The following is a 19,505-nucleotide window of genomic DNA, read 5'->3' on the forward strand; positions in this document are numbered from 1 at the left end:
TCTGCTCTCCCCCGCTAGGCGGAACGGACGGTCCGCCGGACCCCGCGGAGCGGCGCGCCCGCAGCGTTCAGTGGGCCGGGCCCGGTGTCTTCGGGCGCAGTCGGTCCTTGATGACCTGGACGGCCGCCTCCGCGTCGTCCACGGTGATCGTGAAGGTGTGTCCGTCCCACAGCCGCAGGATCAGGCCCTCGCCGCGCCGCACGACGACGGCGGTGCCCATCTCCGGCCGCCAGCGGTAGCCCCAGCCGCCCCAGTGGCGCGGGGTGACGTGCGGCGCGAACTCGGCACCGGCGACATGGGAGAGGGGGATGCGGCGGCGGGGAACGCCGATGTGGCCGCAGCGCACCTCGAGACAGTCCTCGTCGACTCTCAGCGCGACGTGTACGAACGCGAGCGTGCCGAACAGGACCAGCAGCCCCGCCGCGATGCAGCCGACGACGGCCATGGCGAGCGGGGCGACGCCGGACTCCCAGGCCGATTCGACGGCCAGGGCGATGCCGAGCGCCAGGCAGGCGGCGCCGATGAGCGCCAGGAACCACTGGACCCGGTTGGTCGCACGGCCGGTCCAGACATTCGACTGTGGGACGGTCTCGCCGTGGCGATGCCTCATGGAGATGAGGTTACTCATGTTTCGCTGCGCGGGTACCTCGTCGCCCAGGGTGACTGAGCCGACCGGGCGGAGCGGAGCGTCATCCGGCCGGCGTGACCGCGCGCAGGAGCCTGCCCTCGTCGTAGGCCAGCGCGGGCGCGGGCAGGGTGCCCTCGCGTCCGCTCAGCAGCACGGTCAGGGTGCCCTCCGCCGGGGCGCCGGGGTCGGGGCGGGCTCCGATCCGGCGCAGCGCCTGGGCGGCCACCGCCCCGGCGGAGCCGTGCAGGACGAGGCGCGGGGCGCCGGGGCGCTGCACGGCGGCGCGGATGCGTTCGGCGACCAGTTCGTAATGGGTGCAGCCCAGGACGATGGTCGTCACGTCGCCGGGGGTGAGGGCAGCGGCGGCGCCGACGGTCTCGGTGATCGCCGTCTCGTCCGCGTGCTCGACGGCGTCGGCGAGTCCCGGGCACGGCACCTCGGTGACCGTCGCCCCGCCGGCGAACTCCTCGATCAGGCCGCGCTGGTAGGGACTGCCGGTAGTGGCCGGCGTCGCCCAGATGGCCACGGGGCCGCCGCCGGCCGCCGCGGGCTTGATCGCCGGCACGGTGCCGATGACGGGCACCCCGGGCTCGAGCCGGGCACGCAGCGCGGGCAGCGCGTGCACCGTGGCGGTGTTGCAGCCGACGATCAGCGCGTCCGGACGGTGCGCGGCGGCGGCCTCGGCCACGGCGAGGGCGCGCCCGGTCAGGTCCTCAGGGGTACGCGGGCCCCAGGGCATCCCGTCGGGGTCCAGGGAGAGGATGAGATCCGCGTCCGGTCGCAGCCGCCGTACCGCGGCGGTCGCCGCCAGCAGACCGATTCCGGAGTCCATGAGCGCGATCTTCACCCGGCCACCATAGACGATGCGCCGCCGGCGGCCGGTGCCGTGGGGCAGACTGCGCACGTGAGCGCCGATGTGTGGACTTCCGTCGTGACCGTCGTGGCAGCCCTCTCCCTCGCCGCCTGGCTGTGGCTGCTGCTCGCCCGGGGCCTCTTCTGGCGTACCGACGTCAGACTTCCGGCCCGGGAGGAGCCCGAGGTCTGGCCCTCGGTGTGCGTCGTCGTCCCCGCGCGCGACGAGGCGGCGGTGCTGCCCGCGAGCCTGCCGTCCCTGCTCGCCCAGGACTATCCGGGGCGGGCCGAGGTCTTCCTGATCGACGACGGCAGCACGGACGGCACGGGTGAGCTGGCGTGCGAGCTGGCCCGGCGGCACGAGGGGCTGCCGCTGACCGTGGCCTCGCCCGGCGAGCCGCCCGCCGGCTGGACGGGCAAGCTGTGGGCGGTGCGGCACGGCATCGGCCTGGCACGCGCGCGTGAGCCCGAGTACCTGCTGCTGACGGACGCCGACATCGCGCATGCCCCGGACAGTCTGCGCGGGTTGGTGTCGGCGGCCGGCACCGGCGGTTTCGACGTCGTCTCCCAGATGGCCCGGCTGCGGGTGGAGAGCGTCTGGGAGCGGCTCGTGGTGCCGGCCTTCGTCTACTTCTTCGCCCAGCTGTACCCGTTCCGGTGGATCGGCGGTGGCCGCGCCGGGGGCAGGCGGGGAAGGGCGACGCGGACGGCGGCCGCGGCGGGCGGTTGTGTGCTGCTGCGTGCCGACGCCGCCGAGCGGGCGCGGATCCCCGACGCCATCCGGCACGCCGTCATCGACGACGTGGCCCTCGCCCGCGCGGTGAAGGGCATCGGCGGCCGGGTCTGGCTGGGCCTGGCCGAGCGGGTGGACAGCGTGCGCCCCTATCCGCGGCTGCACGACCTGTGGCGGATGGTCTCGCGCAGCGCGTACGCCCAGTTGCGGCACAACCCGCTGGTGCTGGCCGGAACGGTGCTCGGCCTGGCGCTGGTCTATCTGGTGCCGCCGCTGTCGTTCCTCGTCGGCCTGGCGGCGGGGCGGGGCGCCACGGCCGTGCTGGGCGCCGCCGCCTGGGTGGTGATGGCGGGGACGTATCTGCCGATGCTTCGCTACTACCGGCAGCCCCTGTGGCTCGCGCCGCTGCTGCCGTTCACCGCGTTCCTCTATCTGCTGATGACGCTCGACTCGGCGGTGCAGCACTACCGGGGGCGGGGCGCGGCGTGGAAGGGCCGCACCTACGCCCGTCCGGACGCCGTGCCCGAGGAGGGCCGGGCAGGCTGAGCGCCCCGGGGCGGCCTACTTCCGGCCGGGGGTCCAGTTCATGCCCCAGCCGTAGGCGTGGTCGACCGTCCGCTGCGGGCTCACGCCGCGCTCGGGCACCAGGTAGCGGGCCTCGCGCTGGACGACGAGGTCGCTTCCGGTGTTGGTGATCAGCGCGAGGGCGCACACCGTCGAGGGCACGGTGCACTCGTCGAGCGAGAAGTCGACCGGCGCGCCGTACTGCGGCTGGAGGGTGACCGTGGCGTGCAGGTCGGCGAAGGAGCGGGCGCCCTCGTAGATGGTCACGAAGACGAGGATGCGCCGGAAGTACCGCTGGTGGTCGAGACTGATGGTGAGGTTCTCGCCGGTCGACAGGGCGCCGGTGCGGTCGTCGCCGTCGAGGTGGATGAACGGCGGCTGGTGCAGCGCCCCGAAGGCGTTGCCGAGTGCCTGGACGACGCCCTTGCTGCCGTCGCTCAGTTCGTACAGGCAGCACAGGTCGAGGTCGAGGTCGTCGTGCATGGCGACCGGGCGGCCGAGCTTGCGGGCCCAGCCCGAGAACTGCTTGCGCACCTGCCAGTTGAGGTTGACGCGCATGGCACCGGAGGTGCCGCCCTGCTTGGTCAGCGAGACGGAGGGCGCCGCCTTGGTGAGCGTGACCTTGGTCAGCCGGACCGGTTGGGCGGGGGGCGCGGAGGGCGCCTGCGGGGGCGGCGCGGCAGGGAACGCGGGCGGGACCGGCGGGGCCATCGGCGCCGACGGGGCGGGCGCGGGCGGGACCGGCGCCGGAGGGGCGGGCGCCGGACGGGCTTGCTGCGGTTCGTCCACCGAGATGCCGTAGTCCGTGGCCAGGCCCTCGAGACCGCTGTCGTATCCCTGCCCGACGGCGCGGAACTTCCAGGCGCCCTGGCGGCGGTAGAACTCGCCGAGCACGAAGGCCGTCTCGACGGTCGCGCCGGGGTTGTCGAAGCGGGCCACGACGGTGTTCCGCGCGGTGTCGCGCACCTCGATGTACAGGTCGGGGACCTGGCCGAAGGATCCGCCGTCCGAGGAGGCGGCGAGGATCACGGTCTCGATCGCGGGCTCCACGCGCGCGAGGTCGACGAGCAGGCTGTCGGTCACCCGGCCGCCGGCGTCCCGCTTCCCCTCGTGACGGACTGATCCGGAGGCGTGGGCCGACTGGTTGTAGAAGACGAAGTCCGCGTCGGAACGGACCTTGCCGCCCACCAGCAGGAGGGCGGAGGCGTCCGCGTCGGGCACGCCGGGTCCGGACCGCCAGCCCAGTTCGACCCGCAGCGCCGTCGTCGGCACCGGGGTGTTCGATCCTTTCGACATTGACATGTCCGCCCCCATCACGTGTCACCGGGCCGGGTGATATCCCGGCGCATCGTCGAGTTCCTGACGCACAACTTATTCTCCGGGCCGCCCGCCCTTGAAGAAGAGGCCGCGCGGAAGGTTCGGTCAACCGCCGGTAACCCGCCCGGAACTCGGCCTTTACCGCAAAATCGCGTGGACTGACGCCCTATTTTGCCAAGTTCGCTCGCATTGGGGATGCCCGGTCACTGCGGACACGGAAAACAACCCTCTTATCGGTCTCCCCAACCAGCACATCGTGGGCTTAACTTATGGCCATGACCTCCCCCCGCTCCACTTATGGCGGCGGCTACTACTCCGCCTCCTTCCCGGACACCCCGATCTACGACTCGCTCGTGGCCGAACGGGGCACACCGCAGATCGCCCCGATCCGGGTCCCCGCCGCGTACGACATGCCGAGCAGCAACCACCTGCCCGCGCTGCCGTCCGCCATGCCCGCCCTGCCGGCGGGCCCCTCGCAGCCCTCCTACGGATATGCGCAGCAGGCCCCGCAGCCCGCCCCGCTGCAGCAGGCCCCCGCCGCGTACATCCCGCACCAGGCGTCCGCGCCCCGCGGATACCCGGGCCCCCATCAGCCGCAGCAGCCCCGCCCGGCCGCGCCCGGCCCCGCGGGGTACGAGGCGATGCGCCCCGCGGCTCCCCGGCCGGCCCCCGCGCCGTACCAGGATCCGTACAACCAGCAGCAGTACCGCGGCTACTGAGCCGTCCTCGGGGTTGTCGGTGCCACCTGGCACGATGACCCCATGGGGTACGCGCGACTGCAGTCGATCCACGTCCATCCGGTCAAGGCGTTCCGGAGCCTGTCGCTCCAGGAAGCCGAGGTGGAGCCCTGGGGGCCGGCCGGAGACCGACGCTGGATGCTGATCGACGACGGGGGAAAGGTCGTCACGCAACGCGGGCAGCCGCGCCTCGCCCTGGCCGCCGCCGAGCTTCTGCCCGGCGGCGGCGTACGGCTGTCCGCGCCCGGCATGCCACCGCTCACGGTGCCCGTCCCGCGCGCGCCGGGCACCGTGACGGTGCGGATCTTCCGGGACAAGGTCGAGGCACTGCCCGCCGAGGACGAGGCCGCGCACGCCTGGTGCAGCGCGCTGCTCGGAGCCGACGTCCGGCTGGTGCACCTGGACGATCCCGCCGGCCGCCGCCCCGTGGACCCGGAGTACGCGCTGCCGGGCGAGACCGTCTCCTTCGCGGACGGCTTCCCGCTGCTGCTGACCACCACCGCCTCGCTCGACGCCCTCAACTCCCTGATCGCACGCGGCGAGCACGCGGACGAGGGCCCGCTTCCCATGAACCGCTTCCGGCCGAACCTGGTCGTCTCCGGCACCGAGCCCTGGGCCGAGGACCGCTGGTCGCGCGTCGCCGTCGGCGAGGTCGTCCTGCGGGTCGCCAAGCCGTGCGGGCGGTGTGTCGTGACGACCACCGACCAGGGCACCGCGGACCGCGGCGTCGAGCCCCTGCACAGCCTCGGCCGGCACCGACGCGTCGACGGCAGACTGGTCTTCGGGCAGAACCTGGTCCCCCTCGGCCGCGGCACGGTCCGGGTCGGCGACCCGGTGCGGATCATCGAGTGAGGTGCGGCCGCCCGCCCGGACCGCGCGCCGGTTCCGGACAAACGGCCCGGTAACGGGAACCCGGTGCGGGGTCCGCGCGTTGGGCTTTGTGAGAGGTTCATGAGAACCGGCCGTGACGGGCCGAGCGGGGACGGCGCCCCCGCCGTCCGGTCCGCCCGGGACCCACGTGAACGGCTCGACGGGGGGTGGAGCGGAGCGGGAAGGGGGTGCGTGCGTGCGGGCGATCAGAGGTCTGTGGCGTTGGCGTGGCAATCCGCTGTGCCGCACGAGTGACCTGGCCGAGGCATGGGTGGCCCTGACGGCGCTGGTGCTGATCGTCTTCGTGGCACCCCTGATCGGCGTGCTCGTGGGCGGTGCGGCGCAGAGCGCCCTGCAACGGTCGGTGCGCGAACAGCACGAGGCGCGGCACCGGGTGACGGCCACCGTGGTCCGGGCCCTGGAGCGTTCGCCCCTGACCGTCGACCCCGAGGGTGCCTCCTCCGGCGAAGAGCTGCGCAGCCGTGTCCTCGCCGCCTGGTCCGGGCCGGACGGCTCGCGGCACGAGGGGCCCGTCCTGGTGGGCATCGACCGCCCGGACAGCGGCGACCGGTTCGCGATGTGGACGGACGCGCGGGGCCGCGAGGTGGCCCGCCCGCTGGACTCCGCGACCGCGGCCACACACGCCGTGCTCGCCGGGATCGGCACCGCGGTGGCGGCGGCGGCCCTGGTGGAGGCCGCCCGGCGGATCGTGGTCTGGCGCCTGGTCCGCCGCCGGTACGCGCGCCTGGAGCAGGAGTGGGAGCGGGCGGGACCGGACTGGGGCAGGACCGGAGCGGGCAGTTGACGGGCTTCGGCCTCCGGTCAACTCACCACCTGCGCGCACGCTACGGTGGACCGGCCGAACCGAATCGGCGACGACCCGCGTACGACGAGGTGGGGGCACAGCAACGCCATGGCACAGGGCACGGTCCAGGTGACGCACACCGGCACCTCGCGGTGGCGGCGCCGCACGGGTGAGTACGCATCGCTCGCCGCCGCCCTGGAGGCCGCGGCCGACGGTGACGTCCTCACCGTCGCCCCCGGGACCTACCGGGAGAACCTCGTCCTCCAGCGGGCGGTGACCCTGCGCGGGCCCGAGGGTGTCCAGGGTTCGGTCCGGATCGCGCCCGCCGACGGCGTCCCGCTGACCGTGCGCGCCTCGGCGGTGATCCAGGACCTGCACGTCGAGGGCCAGGACGCGGCGGCGCCCGCGGTGCTGGTGGAGGACGGCACGCCGGAGCTGCTGGGCCTCCGGGTCGTCGCGCGTTCCGCCTCCGGGATAGAGGTGCGCGGCAGCGCGCGTCCCACGGTGCGGCGCTGCACCGTCGACAACCCGGCCGGTGTCGGCATCGCCGTCCTGGACGGCGGGGGCGGCGTGTTCGAGGAGTGCGAGGTCGTCGCGGCCGGTCAGGCGGGGGTCGCGGTGCGCTCCGGCGCCCACCCCCGGCTGGAGCGCTGCCGGGTCCACCACGCGGCGGGTTCCGGACTGACGGCGACCGGCGAGGGCTCCGCCCTCGAGGCCGTGGGCTGCGAGGTCTACGAGGTCCGCGGCAGCGGCGTGCAGGTGACCGGCCGGGCCACGGCCCACCTGACCGACTGCGACGTGCACCGCACCACCGGCGACGGCGTCACGCTGGACACGGACGCCGTGCTCACCCTGGCCGACTGCCGTATCCACGACATCCCGGAGAACGCGGTCGACCTCAGGTCCCGCTCGGTGCTCACCCTGACCCGCACCAGCGTGCGGCAGTTCGGACGCAACGGCCTGTCGGTGTGGGACCCGGGTACGCGCGTGGACGCCAACCAGTGCGAGATCTTCGACAGCACCGGCGACTACCCGGCGGTCTGGGTCAGCGACGGCGCCACCGCGGTGCTCGACTCCTGCCGGGTGCACGACGTGCCGGACGCGCTGTTCGTCCTGGACCGCGGCTCGCGCGCGGACGTCGTCGACAGCGACCTCTCCCAGGTGCGCAACACCGCGGTGTCGGTGAGCGACGGCGCCACCGCGCAGCTCGACGACTGCCGCATCCGGGACGCCGCCACCGGCGCGTGGTTCCGCGACCACGGCAGCGGCGGCACCCTGAACAACTGCACCCTGGACGGCAATCGCACCGGTGTGATCGTCACCAAGGGCGCCGACCCCACCATCGAGCGCTGCACCGTCGACTCCCCCTCCGAGGCGGGTGTCTACGTGTCGGCCGGGGGCCGCGGCAGCTTCCTGAACTGCCGGGTCACCGGCAGCGCCGGTTACGGCTTCCATGTGATCGACGGCTGTCGTACGACGCTGAAGAAGTGCCGCACGGAGCGGTGCGCGCGCGGCGGGTACGAGTTCGCGGACGGCGGCCCCGACACGGCGTACGACTCCGGGCCGCTCGTCGAGGACTGCACCAGTGACGAGAGCACCGGTCTGACGTCACCCGCCGCGCCCGAGCCGGTGGTGCAGACGTCGGTCCAGTCCCCGGGGCTGCTGGGCTCGATCCCCGGGCAGCGCACCACGGAGCAGGAGCCGCTGATCGCGGGCACCGCCCCCCAGGAGCCGGCGCGGACCTCGAAGGCCGTGCTGGGCGAACTGGACGCCCTGGTCGGCCTGGACAGCGTCAAGCGCGAGGTGCGCGCGCTCACCGACATGATCGAGGTGGGCCGGCGCCGGCAGCGGGCGGGCCTGAAGGCGGCGTCGGTCAAGCGGCACCTGGTCTTCACCGGCTCCCCGGGCACCGGCAAGACGACGGTCGCCCGGCTGTACGGCGAGATCCTCGCCTCGCTCGGCGTGCTGGACAAGGGCCACCTGGTCGAGGTGTCCCGGGTGGACCTGGTCGGCGAGCACATCGGCTCCACGGCGATCCGCACCCAGGAGGCGTTCCAGCGGGCGCACGGCGGCGTGCTGTTCATCGACGAGGCGTACGCGCTCTCTCCCGAGGACGCGGGCCGGGACTTCGGCAAGGAGGCCATCGACACGCTGGTCAAGCTGATGGAGGACCAGCGGGAGGCCGTCGTCGTGATCGTCGCGGGGTACACGGCGGAGATGGAGCGTTTCCTGTCCGTCAACCCCGGGGTGGCCTCCCGGTTCTCACGGACCATCACCTTCGGCGACTACGGCCCGGGGGAACTGCTGCGGATCGTGGAACAGCAGGCGGACGAGCACGAGTACCGGCTGGCGCCGGGCACGGCCGAGGCGCTGACGAAGTACTTCACGGAGATTCCTAAGGGCCCGGCCTTCGGCAACGGCCGCACCGCCCGCCAGACCTTCGAGGCGATGGTGGAGCGGCACGCGAGCCGGGTCGCCCAGCTGTCCGACCCCAGCACGGACGACCTGACCCTGCTGTACCCCGAGGACCTGCCCGAACTGCCGTAGCGGAGCCCGGGCCCGGGCCCGGGCCTCAGCATTCCTCCGTCGCGTCGTCCGCCGCCGGGACGGACGCCGCCGCGCCGCCCGTGTGGCGCGGTGCCGGTACCTCCGGTCGCAGCCGGCCCAGCAGCCGACCGCGTTCCTCGGCGAAGGCCGGGTCCGCCTGGTAGTCGGAGTGGCCGAGGATCGGCGCCGGCAGCGGGTGGAGTTCGGTCCGGCCGTACGTCAGCGGGTCCTTGAGGGGCGCGCGGTCCACGGCGGGGCCCGCGTCGCCGGGCAGTCGCATCGGGCCGCCGATGGGATCGGTGCGCCGGTAGAGGTTGCGCCAGCAGTCGACCTCCTCGTGCAGCGAGGCGAGCGCTTCGGGACCGAAGTGGGCCGGGAACCAGCGGCCGTACAGCCGCTCCAGCGGGGAGCCGTAGGTGAGCAGGGCGACCCGCTTGCGGGCGGACGGTTCGAGCTGCCAGGACGCGGCGGCGGCGAGGACGCTGCCCTGCGAGTGCCCGGAGATGACCAGCCGGCCGCCGGTGGCGCGGGTCCAGGTCGCCATCCGCCAGGTCAGGTCGGGCACCGCGCGCTCGGCGTAGCACGGCGGTGCGAAGGGGTGCGCGGCGCGCGGCCAGAAGGTGCCGACGTCCCACAGGATGCCGATGGTGCGCCGCGCGGAGGCGTCCTTGTAGGCGCGCCTGCCCCAGGTGACGAACAGTATGAAGCCGAGGCCGATCAGCCAGGAGCCCAGCTCCTGCGCGGTCTGCGCGGCCCCCTGGACGACGGCGTACGTCCCCCGCGCGGCCTCCCCCGGCACCTTCTCGGTCGTCAGGGCGCCCACCAGGGCTCCGGCGCCCAGGAGCAGGGTGGCGGCGGAGGTGATGGCGACGAGGAGGGGCGCCCGGTCGGTGAGCGTGGCCGTGGCGCGGGTGAGGGCGATGCGCCGGGTGCGCCCCGGGTCTCCGGTCTCCCCCGGGTGGTCGCGTTCCACGGCGTCCCGTTCTGCGCGGGCCAGGCGCAGGGTGTGCCGGGCGAGCACCGCGCACATCAGCAGCACGACGACGAGCAGCGGCGGGATGACGGACGCCTGCCAGGTCAGCAGGACGGGCGGCCCGTCGAGGAAGGCGCCGGTGCCGTCCAGCCAGTCGGAGACACGCTGGGAGACGCCGCCGGACATGACGCCGCCCAGCGCGCAGGCCAGCATGGCGACGGCGGGACCGCCCAGGCCCCGGATCGCGGCGCGGGCGTCGGGGCGGCTGCGGTGGAGCAGGTGGGCGACCACGGCCAGCGCGATGACCAGCAGCCCCTGCACCAGGGCGATGCCGCCGAAGGCCGTGTCACCGGCCAGCCGGCCCTCCGACGTCCATTCCGGGCGGGTCCAGCCGCCGTACAGCAGGGCGAGGACGAACAGGAGGAGGGCGGCGAGTGGCAGAAGGCGTACGAGGTGCTCGTCGAGCCGCCGGTCGAGGCGGCATTCGCTGCGGCCCCGGCGGCACACCACCGCGACCACGGCGACGGCCCCCGCGGCCAGGGCCCCCAGCAGCACCCATCCGAGCGTGTCGAGCAGCGCGGGGCCACCCGGCCGGCGGTCGAACCGGGCCGCCGGAACGGCTGCTCCCACGGCGACGGTCAGCAGCCCCGCGGCGGTGTGCGCGCCGCGCAGCCGGGCCACCAGGCGGCGCCCGTACCAGAACCCGGGGCGGCCCAGCGCGGCGTGGCGGGGGTTCTCCTCGGGGTCGGCCTCGCGGTCCATCGGCTGCTGTGACTCGTACGCCCGCCAGGTGCGCAGCGACAGGTACCACAGCAGCCCGGTGAGTGCGGCCGGCACCGCTGCCGCGAGGGCGAGCCTGCGGCCGGGCATGCTCCACCAGCCGCCCTCGGACATCACCGGCGACAGGAAGCCCAGCCAGCTGTGCCGCTCGGCACACGCGCGCGTGCCCGCGCACTGCCAGGCCACGAGGTCGAGGGCGACCTCGCAGGCGGCGGCGACGAGGAGCACCGTCAGGGTGAGGGCCGCGAGCCGCAGCAGCAGCCCGTAGAGGCGGACCGTGCGGATCCGGCCGTGGGCGGCGGGCCGCATCCAGTGGGCGATGTTGACCACCATGAAGGGCAGCAGCAGCAGCCACAGGGCACGGGTGCCGTTGCCGGAGGTGAGGTTGCACCAGACGTAGGCCTCGGGCACCGGCCGGCCCCGGTAGTCCTCGGGCCGGGACTCGGCGTCGGCGTCCCCGGTGCGCCGGAAGACGGCCGCGACGTGGTCACCGGTGATCCGCACGGTCCGCGGGTCGTCCAGCATCTCGGCGGGTGTCGTACCGCCCACTCCGTGGACCAGGAGCTCCAGGGCGGTGCCGCTTCTCGCGTCGGTCCCGCCCGTCCCGGCCCGTTCCTGTGCCTTCTTCACTGTCCGCACTCCCCCGTGACGTGCCGTCGGCTGTGTCCGTGCGGGCACAGGATCTCCCGTCCGCGGGCGTCGTACACCCCTCGGCACGGAATCTCCCCGATCCGTGCGACCGGTGAGCCGGGCGGGCGGTGGCGCGGGCCGTGGCGGGGCGTGCGAGGATGGGACGTCCGCGCACGGGTGCGGGGAGAAGTCCTCATCAGAGCGAGTGCGGCTGCGTGTCGGACGGTTTTGCGGCGAAAGGACCGAAGCGTACGTGAGTGAGAATCCGAACCTCCTCGCGGAGCAGCGGCGCGCCCTGATCCTCGACGAGGTGCGCCGCCGGGGCGGTGTCCGGGTCAACGAGCTGACCCGGAAGCTCGGCGTGTCGGACATGACGGTCCGCCGCGACCTCGACGCGCTGTCCCGGCAGGGTGTGCTGGAGAAGGTGCACGGCGGAGCCGTCCCGGTGGCGGAGGCGAGCACCCACGAACCGGGATTCGAGGCCAAGTCGGGTCTGGAGCCGACGGCCAAGGAGGACATCGCGCGGGCCGCCGCGGAGCTGGTCGCGCCCGGCGCCGCGATCGCCCTGTCGGGCGGTACGACGACGTACGCGCTGGCGCACCGGCTGGTGGACGTGCCGGATCTGACGGTGGTCACCAACTCGGTGCGGGTGGCCGACGTGTTCCACGTGGCGCAGCGCACCTCGGGGGCGCGGCAGGGCGGGGCGACGGTGGTGCTCACCGGCGGTGTGCGCACACCCTCCGACTCGCTGGTGGGCCCGGTCGCCGACCAGGCGATCGCGACGCTCCACTTCGACGTGCTGTTCCTGGGCGTGCACGGGATATCGGCCGAGGCCGGACTGTCCACGCCGAACCTCGCCGAGGCCGAGACGAACCGGCGTCTGGTGCAGTCGGCACGGCGTGTCGTGGTGGTCGCGGACCACACCAAGTGGGGTGTCGTGGGACTGAGTTCGTTCGCCGCGCTGGAGCAGGTGGACACGCTCGTGACCGATTCGGGCCTGTCGGCGCAGGCCCGCGCGGAGGTCGGCGAGCACCTCGGGCTGGTCGTGGCGGGCGAGCCGGAGCCCGCGGCGGACTGACGCCGGCGCCGGCGTGCGCGGGAGCCCCTGCCGCGCGCGGCGCCGGGCGGGGGCCGCCGCAGGGCGCCCGCCCCGCTGACACCCGGCGCGCCCGGGTCTATCGTGGCGCCACCCGGCCGATCGTCCGCCAGGCGCGGCTTCGCACAAGGGGGTTGTGACCATGGTTCGCCGTCTGCGTCCGGTGGGTCTCGACTTCGTCGAGACGGCGCCGGTACGCCTGGTCTTCGCGCGGGAGATCGCCGCCGCTCCGGACGCCGTCTTCCGCGCCCTGGCCGAGGACGTGCCCGGCTGGACCGCCTGGTTCTCGGCGGTGAGGTTCGCGCGGCCCATCGGTGAGGGCGCGGGGCGCGAGATCCGGCTCAGGGGCGGTACCCGCTTCGTGGAGACGGTGCTGGCGGCCGAGCGGCCCGAGCTGTACGCCTGTCGCGTCGACGTCACCAACGCGCCGGGCGCCCGGGCCGTGCTCGAGGAGTGGCGGCTGACGCCTGCCGGTACCGGGACGCGGGTGCGGTGGACGTTGGCGGCGGACGGTACGGCGCCGTTCCGCTTCGTGCTGGACCGGGCGCGTCCGGGGCTGGGGCGGGCCTTCCGGGGCGCCGTGACGTCGCTGGACCGGCGGCTGCGGCGCACGTAGCCCGGCGACCGGCGACCGGTGACCGGCGACCGGCGACCGGCTCAGTCGAGCAGGCTGCCGGTGCGCAGCAGGGACTCGATCGCCGCCGTGTACGGCTCGATGTCGAGGCCCTGTTCGGCGAGCCAGGCGTCCGAGTAGTACTTGTCGAGGTACCGGTCCCCCGGATCGCACAGCAGCGTCACGACGCTGCCCCGCTCCCCCGCGGCCACCATCTCGGCGACGATCTTCAACGCGCTCCACAGCCCGGTGCCCGTGGAGCCGCCCGCCTTGCGGCCGATCACCCGCTCCAGGGACCGTACGGCCGCCACGCTCGCCGCGTCCGGCACCTTCATCATGCGGTCGATGGCGCCGGGCACGAAGCTCGGTTCCATCCGGGGGCGGCCGATGCCCTCGATACGGGAGCCCCGGTCGCAGGCCACGTCCGGATCACCGGTGGTCCAGCCCTCGAAGAAGCAGGAGTTGTCCGGGTCGGCGACGCAGACGCGGGTGTCGTACTGCATGTAGTGCACGTAGCGCGCGAGGGTCGCCGAGGTGCCGCCGGTGCCGGCCGTGGCGACGATCCAGGACGGCTCGGGGTACCGTTCCAGCCGCAGCTGACGGAAGATCGACTCGGCGATGTTGTTGTTGCCGCGCCAGTCGGTGGCGCGCTCGGCGTAGGTGAACTGGTCCATGTAGTGGCCGCCGGTCTCCGCCGCGAGGCGGGCCGACTCCTCGTACATCCGCCGGGAGTCGTCCACGAAGTGGCACCGTCCGCCGTGGAACTCGATCAGGCGGATCTTCTCGGTGCTCGTCGTGCGGGGCATGACGGCGATGAAGGGCACACCGATCAGGCTCGCGAAGTACGCCTCGGAGACGGCCGTCGAGCCGCTGGACGCCTCGATCACCGGGCGGTCCGGCCGGATCCAGCCGTTGCACAGGCCGTAGAGGAACAGGGAGCGGGCGAGGCGGTGTTTGAGGCTGCCCGTCGGGTGGGTCGACTCGTCCTTCAGGTACAGGTCGATGCCCCAGTGCTCCGGGAGCGGGAACAGGAGCAGGTGGGTGTCGGCCGAGCGATTGGCGTCGGCCTGGACCTTGCGGACGGCTTCTTTCAGCCAGGCCCGGTAGGCGGTGTCGCTGTGGTCGGCGTCGAGGGTGGCGCCGGTGGCGGTCTGCCGGTCAGTGCTCACTTCGGGGGCTCCTTACGCGGTGCGCCGACGGCGGGCAGCGCGGCCGACACCTGGATCATAAACACCTTCCACACGCTTCTCACCTGCATAAACACCCCTTTGGGCGCCTCAAAGGCACCCCTGGGGTGCCGGGGCCGACGCGAGGGAGGCGGGGCGGGGGGCGCATTCGCGCGAGTGCTCCGGTCGCCTCCGGAAACGGCCGGCGCGCACTGGTGCTCGGAGCGCGGTGCGGGCAGACTGCCAGCGGCGGGAACCGACGCGCACGAGGGGGCAACGGCCATGGCGGAGCCGGAGTTCAGGGCCACGGGGGTGCGGATCGGCAAGCGGCTGCGTTCGCTCACCCGGGCCGGGACGGTCCGGATCAGCGGCGGCCGGGTGGAGCTGCTGACCAGCTACGGCAGTGAGATAGACAGCGCGCCGGTGCAGGCGGTACGCGCCTCCCGCCCGTGGTTCGCCCCGCAGGACCGGGCGCTGGCCGACCTCGACGGCAAGCGGTACCTGCTGACCCTCGGCGAGCGTGACCCGGCTCCCGGCGAACCGGGCCCGCCCGCCGCCCGCCGCTTCATCGAGGCGGTGCGCAGGGCGGCCGGACGACGCGCCTGAGAGATGTCCGTAAGTTGCGGTGCCTCACCCCTTGCGTCACGCTGGTCACACGTCACTCTGGGTTTACCGGCGATAACGCTGCGAACCAGCCCGCCGGCCATGACAGCGGGCGGCGTGCGCCATGTGCGCCTCGCTGGATCCGAACTCCGTGTTCTTCCGGACCTCTATGTCGGGGAGTCGCAGCCGTGATCACTCACCCAAGCAGACACTGCACGGTGGAGCTCCAAGCCCTGCCGTCGCGGATCGGCCAGGTCCGCAGAATCGTATCTGCGCAATTGCGCTACTGGCATATGGATCTCCTGATCGACCGGGCGGTGCTCGGCGTGACGGAGTTGTTGACCAATGTCCACCTGCATGCCAGGCCCGACAAGACGTGCACCGTGGAGATGGAACTGCTCCTGGACCGGCTCACGGTCTCGGTGCGCGACCACGATCCGCGACTGCCCGTCGTGGACGACGCCGAGCCCCTCGCGACGTGCGGGCGCGGGCTCGCCATGGTGGCCGCGATGAGCGGGAGCTGGGGCGCCCGGCCGGACGGCGAGTCGGGCAAGGTCGTCTGGTTCACGCTGCCGACGGCCGTCACCTCCGTGCCGGTCACCGCACCGCCGGTGGCGGCGCGCCCGCCGCGCCGTCTGGTCGAGGAGGTGCCGGCCGCCGCGTTCGCCGAGGTCGAGCACGCGGTCGACCTCGGCGGCCACCAACCCGCTCCCGCCCGGTCGGCCGTTGTCGGCTGACCGGGCGGTGACCGCCCGCTGCCGCGGGCCGTGCGGCACGGTACCGGCCGGCGTCCGGACCTCCCCGTCGCGCCTTCGGGCGGTCGACAACCGCCGCTGTGTGTGCGGAATCTGACGTCACGTCCGCCCCTCCCTGCCGCTCCCGCGACCCGGCCGGTACGGCACCCGCACTTCGGTGACGTGCGGGTGCCGTACCGGCCCCGGGGCGTGCCGGGCGCGGGCTACTCCGTGGCCACGGCGCGCAGTACGTCCAGGCGGGAGGCGCGGCGGGCCGGGCGCAGGCCCGCCAGGGCGCCGGCCGTGAGGCCGACCAGGGCCACCACCGCGAGCTGCGCGGGCGGCACGGCGAAGGCGAAGGCGCTGTCCGAGGCGCCGTCGGAGGCGGCCACCAGGACCCAGCCGAGGAAGGCGCCGAGACCGAGCCCGCCGACCGTGCCGAAGGCGGCGACCAGGACGGACTCCCAGCGGACCATGGCCCGCAGCTGGGCCCGGGTCTGCCCGACGGCCCGCAGCAGGCCGAGTTCGCGGGTGCGCTCGTGGACCGCCAGGGTGAGGGTGTTGGCGATGCCGAGCAGCGCGATGAGCACCGCGAGGGCGAGCAGCGCGTAGACGAGGGTGAGCATCATGTCGATGCCTCCCGCCGAGGACTGCGCGTACTCGTCCCGGGTCTGCACCTCGGGGTTGCCGTACCGGTCGGCGACCTGCTCGACCGCCGCCTTGCCCGCGTCCGCGCCCACACCGTCCTTGAAGGCGACGGCGACCAGGGTGTCGGAGTCCTGGGTGCGGTGCGGGGCCCAGGCGGCGCGGGTGATGACGTAGTCACCGGCGAGTTCGGACTGTCCGTAGACCGCGCGGACGGTGAAGGTTCCGCTGCGCCCGTCGGTGAAGGTGAGGCGCGTGGTGTCACCGGTGGTCAGTCCCCGCTTCTCGGCCTCGCTCTCGGTGACCGCGATGCCGTCGGTGCCGAGGTCGTCCAGTGAGCCGTGGACGGCGCCCAGGTCGAAGGTGCGGTTCAGGGCGACCGGGTCGGTGACGGTCAGCGCCCGTCCCTGGCCGTCCACGTCCGCCACTCCCCGGCCGAGACCGACGGCGGTGTCCACCTCGGGCAGTTCCTGGACCGCTCCGGCCAGGCGCGGGCTGAGGCCGCTGCCGCCCGCGCCGAAGGACGGCGCGCTGACGGCGACGTCGCCCGCGAAGGACCGGGAGACGGTCTGGTCCATGGTCGCCTTGAGCGAGGCGCCGAACACCGTGAACAGCGACACGACCGCCACTCCGATCATCAGTGCCCCCGCGGTGGCCGCCGTCCGCTTGGGGCTGCGCAGGGCGTTGCGCCGGGCGAGGACGCCGGTGACGCCGCGGAGCCGGTCCAGCGGGGCCCCGAGGACGCGTACGGCGGTGGCGGAGGCGACCGGGCCGAGTACGACGAAGGAGGCCAGGGCCAGCACCGCGCCCGCGCCGGCCAGCCACACCGACGGGAAGAGCAGGACCCCGACGAGCGTCACCGCGAGGGCGAGCGCGAGCAGCACCGTGCCGGTGACCGCCCGCACGCGGGAGGCGCCTGAGGTGTCGACGGCCGTCTCGCGCAGCGCGGCCAGGGGTGCGGTGCGGCCGGCCCGGGCGGCGGGCAGCAGGGCGGAGCCGAGGCAGACCACGACGCCGACGGCGAGCGGGAGCAGCAGCGACAGCGCGCTGATCACCAGGGCGCCCTCGGGGAACGGGAAGCCGATCGCCGGGAACAGGGCCTGGAGTCCGGCGGCGATGCCGATGCCGCCCGCGAGCCCGGCGGCGGACGCGGTCACGGCCACGACGGCCGCCTCGACGAGGGTGGCCGCGGTGACCTGGCGGCGGGAGGCGCCGAGGGCGCGCAGCAGGGCGTTCTCGCGGGTGCGCTGGGCGACCACGATGGCGAAGGTGTTGTGGATCGAGAAGGTCGCGACCAGCAGGGCGATGCCGGAGAAGACGAGCAGGAAGGTCGTGAACAGGGTCAGGAACTGGCTGGAGATCATGTCGGTGTTCTCCGCGGCCGACTCCTGGCCGGTGATGGCCTCGACGCCCTCGGGCAGTACGGGTGCCAGCCGGTCGACGAGTTCCCGCTGGCCGACGCCCGGCCCGGCGCGCACCTGGATGCTCGCCGCCTCGCCCGGCCGCGCGGTGAGGTACTTCTCGGCGTCGGCCCGGGTCATGCCGGTGAAGGTCACCTGGGCCATGCCGTCCTCGCCGCCGAAGGTGGCGAGACCCACGACGGTGACCTCGACGGGGTCGGGCGTGCGCAGGGTGGTGGTGTCGCCGATCGCCAGGCCTCCCTTCTCGGCGGCGCCGCGGTTGACGACGACCTCGCCGGTCTTCTGCGGGGCGCGACCCTCGGCGAGGCGGTACGGGTTCAGCTGCGGGTCGGTGATCCAGTTGCCCGCCAGTGTGGGTGGCCCCTGACCGCCGATCGGATCGCCGTTCGCGCCGACGAGCTGGCCCGCGCCCTGGATGCTGGGGGCGGCGGCCGCGACGCCGGGCACCCGTTCGACGGCCCGCACCAGGTCGGTGGCGACCGGCTGCCGTACGCCCTGGCTCTCTCCGGGTGTGGTGATGGCGTCGGCGCTGCGCACCACGGCGTCGGTGCCGCCGGCGGCGTTGCCGAACATGGTGTCGAAGCTCGCGCGGAGCGTGTCGCCCATGACCAGGGTGCCGGTCAGGAAGGCGACGCCGAGGACCACGGCGAGGAACGTCCCGGCGAAGCGGCGCTTGTGGGCCCGGAGCGAGGAGACGCTCAGGCGGACGGAGGCGTTCATGAGGGCACCTCGAAGGCTTTCATCCGGTCCAGGACCTTGTCGGCGGTCGGCGCGTCCATGCGGTCGACGAGGCGTCCGTCCGCGAGGAAGACGACCTCGTCCGCGTGGGCGGCGGCGACGGGGTCGTGGGTGACCATGACGACCGTGCGGCCGGTCTGCCGGACGGTCCGGCCGAGAAGGCCGAGCACCTCGCCGCCGGAGCGGGAGTCGAGGTTGCCGGTGGGCTCGTCGGCGAACACCACGTCCGGCTGTCCGGCGAAGGCGCGGGCGACGGCGACCCGCTGCTGCTGACCGCCGGAGAGTTCGGCGGGCCGGTGGTGGAGGCGGTCACGCAGTCCGACGACGTCGATCAGCGCGTCGACCCACGCGGTGTCGCCCCGGCGGCCGGCCAGGTCGAGGGGGAGGGTGATGTTCTCGGCGACGGTCAGCGTGGGCACCAGGTTGAAGGCCTGGAACACGAAGCCGACGCGGTCGCGGCGCAGCAGGGTGAGCCGGCGGTCGTCGAGGGTGCTCAGGTCGGTGTCGCCGATACGGGCGGTGCCCGACGTGAGTGTGTCGAGGCCCGCGGCGCAGTGCATCAGGGTGGACTTGCCGGAGCCCGAGGGCCCCATGATGGCGGTGAAGCGGCCGGCCGGGAAGTCGACGCTGACCCCGTCCAGGGCGTGTACGGCGGTGTCGCCACCGCCGTACACCTTCACGGCGTCCACGACCCGGGCGGCGGCCCGGGTGACGGTCGTCGTGCTCATGCCGCACCGCCCCTGCCGGTCCGGCCGAACTGCTCGTCCAGCACGGACAGCCGGCGCCAGTACTCTTCCTCGTCGATCTCGCCGGAGGCGAAGCGGTGGCCGAGCACGGTGATGGGCGAGTTGTCCTCGACGGCGCCCGGCCGTGCGGGGCCGCGGCGGCCGCGCCACACCGTGCGGCGCAGCAGGGTGATGCCGCCGCCGATGACGAGTGCCCAGATCAGCGGGAAGAGCAGGATCCACGGGCCGGGCCCGCCGTCGCCGAACTGTGCCAGGGTCTCCATGTCGTCCAACTCCTCGGTAGCGATGTCCCTTGTGTCGCTTCCGA

General features: G+C 73.9%; 17 protein-coding genes. 9 read left to right on the top strand and 8 right to left on the bottom strand.

The window, feature by feature from the left end; all coding sequences use genetic code 11:
- Positions 1–67: 67 nt before the first annotated feature.
- Positions 68–610, bottom strand: coding sequence for a hypothetical protein (locus ACZ56V_RS16925; protein WP_104633669.1), 543 nt, complete (start codon positions 608–610; stop codon positions 68–70).
- A 79-nt stretch (positions 611–689) separates the two neighbouring features.
- Positions 690–1,475 carry a glutamate racemase gene (locus ACZ56V_RS16930; protein ID WP_468943031.1) on the bottom strand — a complete coding sequence of 262 codons (786 nt, stop codon included), beginning with the start codon at positions 1,473–1,475 and terminating at the stop codon, positions 690–692.
- Positions 1,476–1,514: 39 nt separating this feature from the next.
- Here ACZ56V_RS16930 and ACZ56V_RS16935 point away from each other — a divergent pair, with 39 nt between their 5' ends.
- Entirely contained in the window at positions 1,515–2,759 is a 1,245-nt protein-coding gene (locus ACZ56V_RS16935; protein ID WP_468943033.1) for a glycosyltransferase, read from the top strand.
- A 15-nt stretch (positions 2,760–2,774) separates the two neighbouring features.
- Here ACZ56V_RS16935 and ACZ56V_RS16940 read toward each other — a convergent pair whose 3' ends face one another.
- A complete protein-coding gene (locus tag ACZ56V_RS16940; RefSeq protein ID WP_468943036.1) occupies positions 2,775–4,073 on the bottom strand; it encodes a TerD family protein in 1,299 nt (432 codons plus the stop codon).
- 296 nt (positions 4,074–4,369) lie between these two features.
- Between ACZ56V_RS16940 and ACZ56V_RS16945 the strand changes: the two genes are divergently transcribed.
- The 4 genes from ACZ56V_RS16945 (at position 4,370) to ACZ56V_RS16960 (ending at position 9,053) form a co-directional block, all read left to right on the top strand.
- Positions 4,370–4,813, top strand: coding sequence for a DUF6643 family protein (locus tag ACZ56V_RS16945; protein WP_468943039.1), 444 nt, complete (start codon positions 4,370–4,372; stop codon positions 4,811–4,813).
- 42 nt (positions 4,814–4,855) lie between these two features.
- On the top strand, positions 4,856–5,683 hold the full coding sequence (locus ACZ56V_RS16950; protein WP_398911832.1) for an MOSC domain-containing protein: 828 nt from the start codon (positions 4,856–4,858) through the stop codon (positions 5,681–5,683).
- A gap of 214 nt (positions 5,684–5,897) precedes the next feature.
- Positions 5,898–6,506: an Rv1733c family protein gene (locus ACZ56V_RS16955; protein WP_398911833.1), complete on the top strand. Its 609-nt coding sequence runs from the start codon at positions 5,898–5,900 to the stop codon at positions 6,504–6,506.
- 108 nt (positions 6,507–6,614) lie between these two features.
- Entirely contained in the window at positions 6,615–9,053 is a 2,439-nt protein-coding gene (locus tag ACZ56V_RS16960; RefSeq protein ID WP_467381211.1) for a right-handed parallel beta-helix repeat-containing protein, read from the top strand.
- A 25-nt stretch (positions 9,054–9,078) separates the two neighbouring features.
- Here ACZ56V_RS16960 and ACZ56V_RS16965 read toward each other — a convergent pair whose 3' ends face one another.
- Positions 9,079–11,436 carry a hypothetical protein gene (locus ACZ56V_RS16965; protein ID WP_468943043.1) on the bottom strand — a complete coding sequence of 786 codons (2,358 nt, stop codon included), beginning with the start codon at positions 11,434–11,436 and terminating at the stop codon, positions 9,079–9,081.
- A gap of 253 nt (positions 11,437–11,689) precedes the next feature.
- On the opposite strand from ACZ56V_RS16965, the gene ACZ56V_RS16970 reads away from it, so the two are divergent.
- The gene (locus ACZ56V_RS16970; protein WP_398911836.1) at positions 11,690–12,514 is read left to right on the top strand and encodes a DeoR/GlpR family DNA-binding transcription regulator; all 825 of its coding nucleotides are present in this window, start codon (positions 11,690–11,692) and stop codon (positions 12,512–12,514) included.
- Positions 12,515–12,674: 160 nt separating this feature from the next.
- Entirely contained in the window at positions 12,675–13,148 is a 474-nt protein-coding gene (locus ACZ56V_RS16975; RefSeq protein ID WP_468943046.1) for an SRPBCC family protein, read from the top strand.
- A 41-nt stretch (positions 13,149–13,189) separates the two neighbouring features.
- On the opposite strand, the gene ACZ56V_RS16980 is transcribed toward ACZ56V_RS16975, so the two are convergent.
- Complete coding sequence (locus tag ACZ56V_RS16980; RefSeq protein ID WP_467381219.1) at positions 13,190–14,314, bottom strand: PLP-dependent cysteine synthase family protein; 1,125 nt, start codon at positions 14,312–14,314, stop codon at positions 13,190–13,192.
- Positions 14,315–14,593: 279 nt separating this feature from the next.
- Between ACZ56V_RS16980 and ACZ56V_RS16985 the strand changes: the two genes are divergently transcribed.
- Complete coding sequence (locus tag ACZ56V_RS16985) at positions 14,594–14,917, top strand: hypothetical protein (RefSeq protein WP_104633681.1); 324 nt, start codon at positions 14,594–14,596, stop codon at positions 14,915–14,917.
- A 185-nt stretch (positions 14,918–15,102) separates the two neighbouring features.
- On the top strand, positions 15,103–15,651 hold the full coding sequence (locus ACZ56V_RS16990) for an ATP-binding protein (protein WP_356364402.1): 549 nt from the start codon (positions 15,103–15,105) through the stop codon (positions 15,649–15,651).
- Between the two features lie 221 nt (positions 15,652–15,872).
- Here ACZ56V_RS16990 and ACZ56V_RS16995 read toward each other — a convergent pair whose 3' ends face one another.
- Genes ACZ56V_RS16995 through ACZ56V_RS17005 form a run of 3 tightly spaced genes read right to left on the bottom strand, consistent with a single transcriptional unit; the run spans position 15,873 to position 19,461 of the window.
- Positions 15,873–18,434, bottom strand: coding sequence for an ABC transporter permease (locus tag ACZ56V_RS16995; RefSeq protein WP_468943051.1), 2,562 nt, complete (start codon positions 18,432–18,434; stop codon positions 15,873–15,875).
- The gene (locus ACZ56V_RS17000) at positions 18,431–19,180 is read right to left on the bottom strand and encodes an ABC transporter ATP-binding protein (protein ID WP_467381224.1); all 750 of its coding nucleotides are present in this window, start codon (positions 19,178–19,180) and stop codon (positions 18,431–18,433) included. Before ACZ56V_RS17000 ends, ACZ56V_RS16995 begins: the two co-directional genes overlap by 4 nt.
- Positions 19,177–19,461 carry an SHOCT domain-containing protein gene (locus ACZ56V_RS17005; protein WP_467381226.1) on the bottom strand — a complete coding sequence of 95 codons (285 nt, stop codon included), beginning with the start codon at positions 19,459–19,461 and terminating at the stop codon, positions 19,177–19,179. Before ACZ56V_RS17005 ends, ACZ56V_RS17000 begins: the two co-directional genes overlap by 4 nt.
- Positions 19,462–19,505: the final 44 nt, after the last annotated feature.

The sequence above is a fragment of the Streptomyces sp. NPDC034099 genome (genome assembly GCF_055575415.1).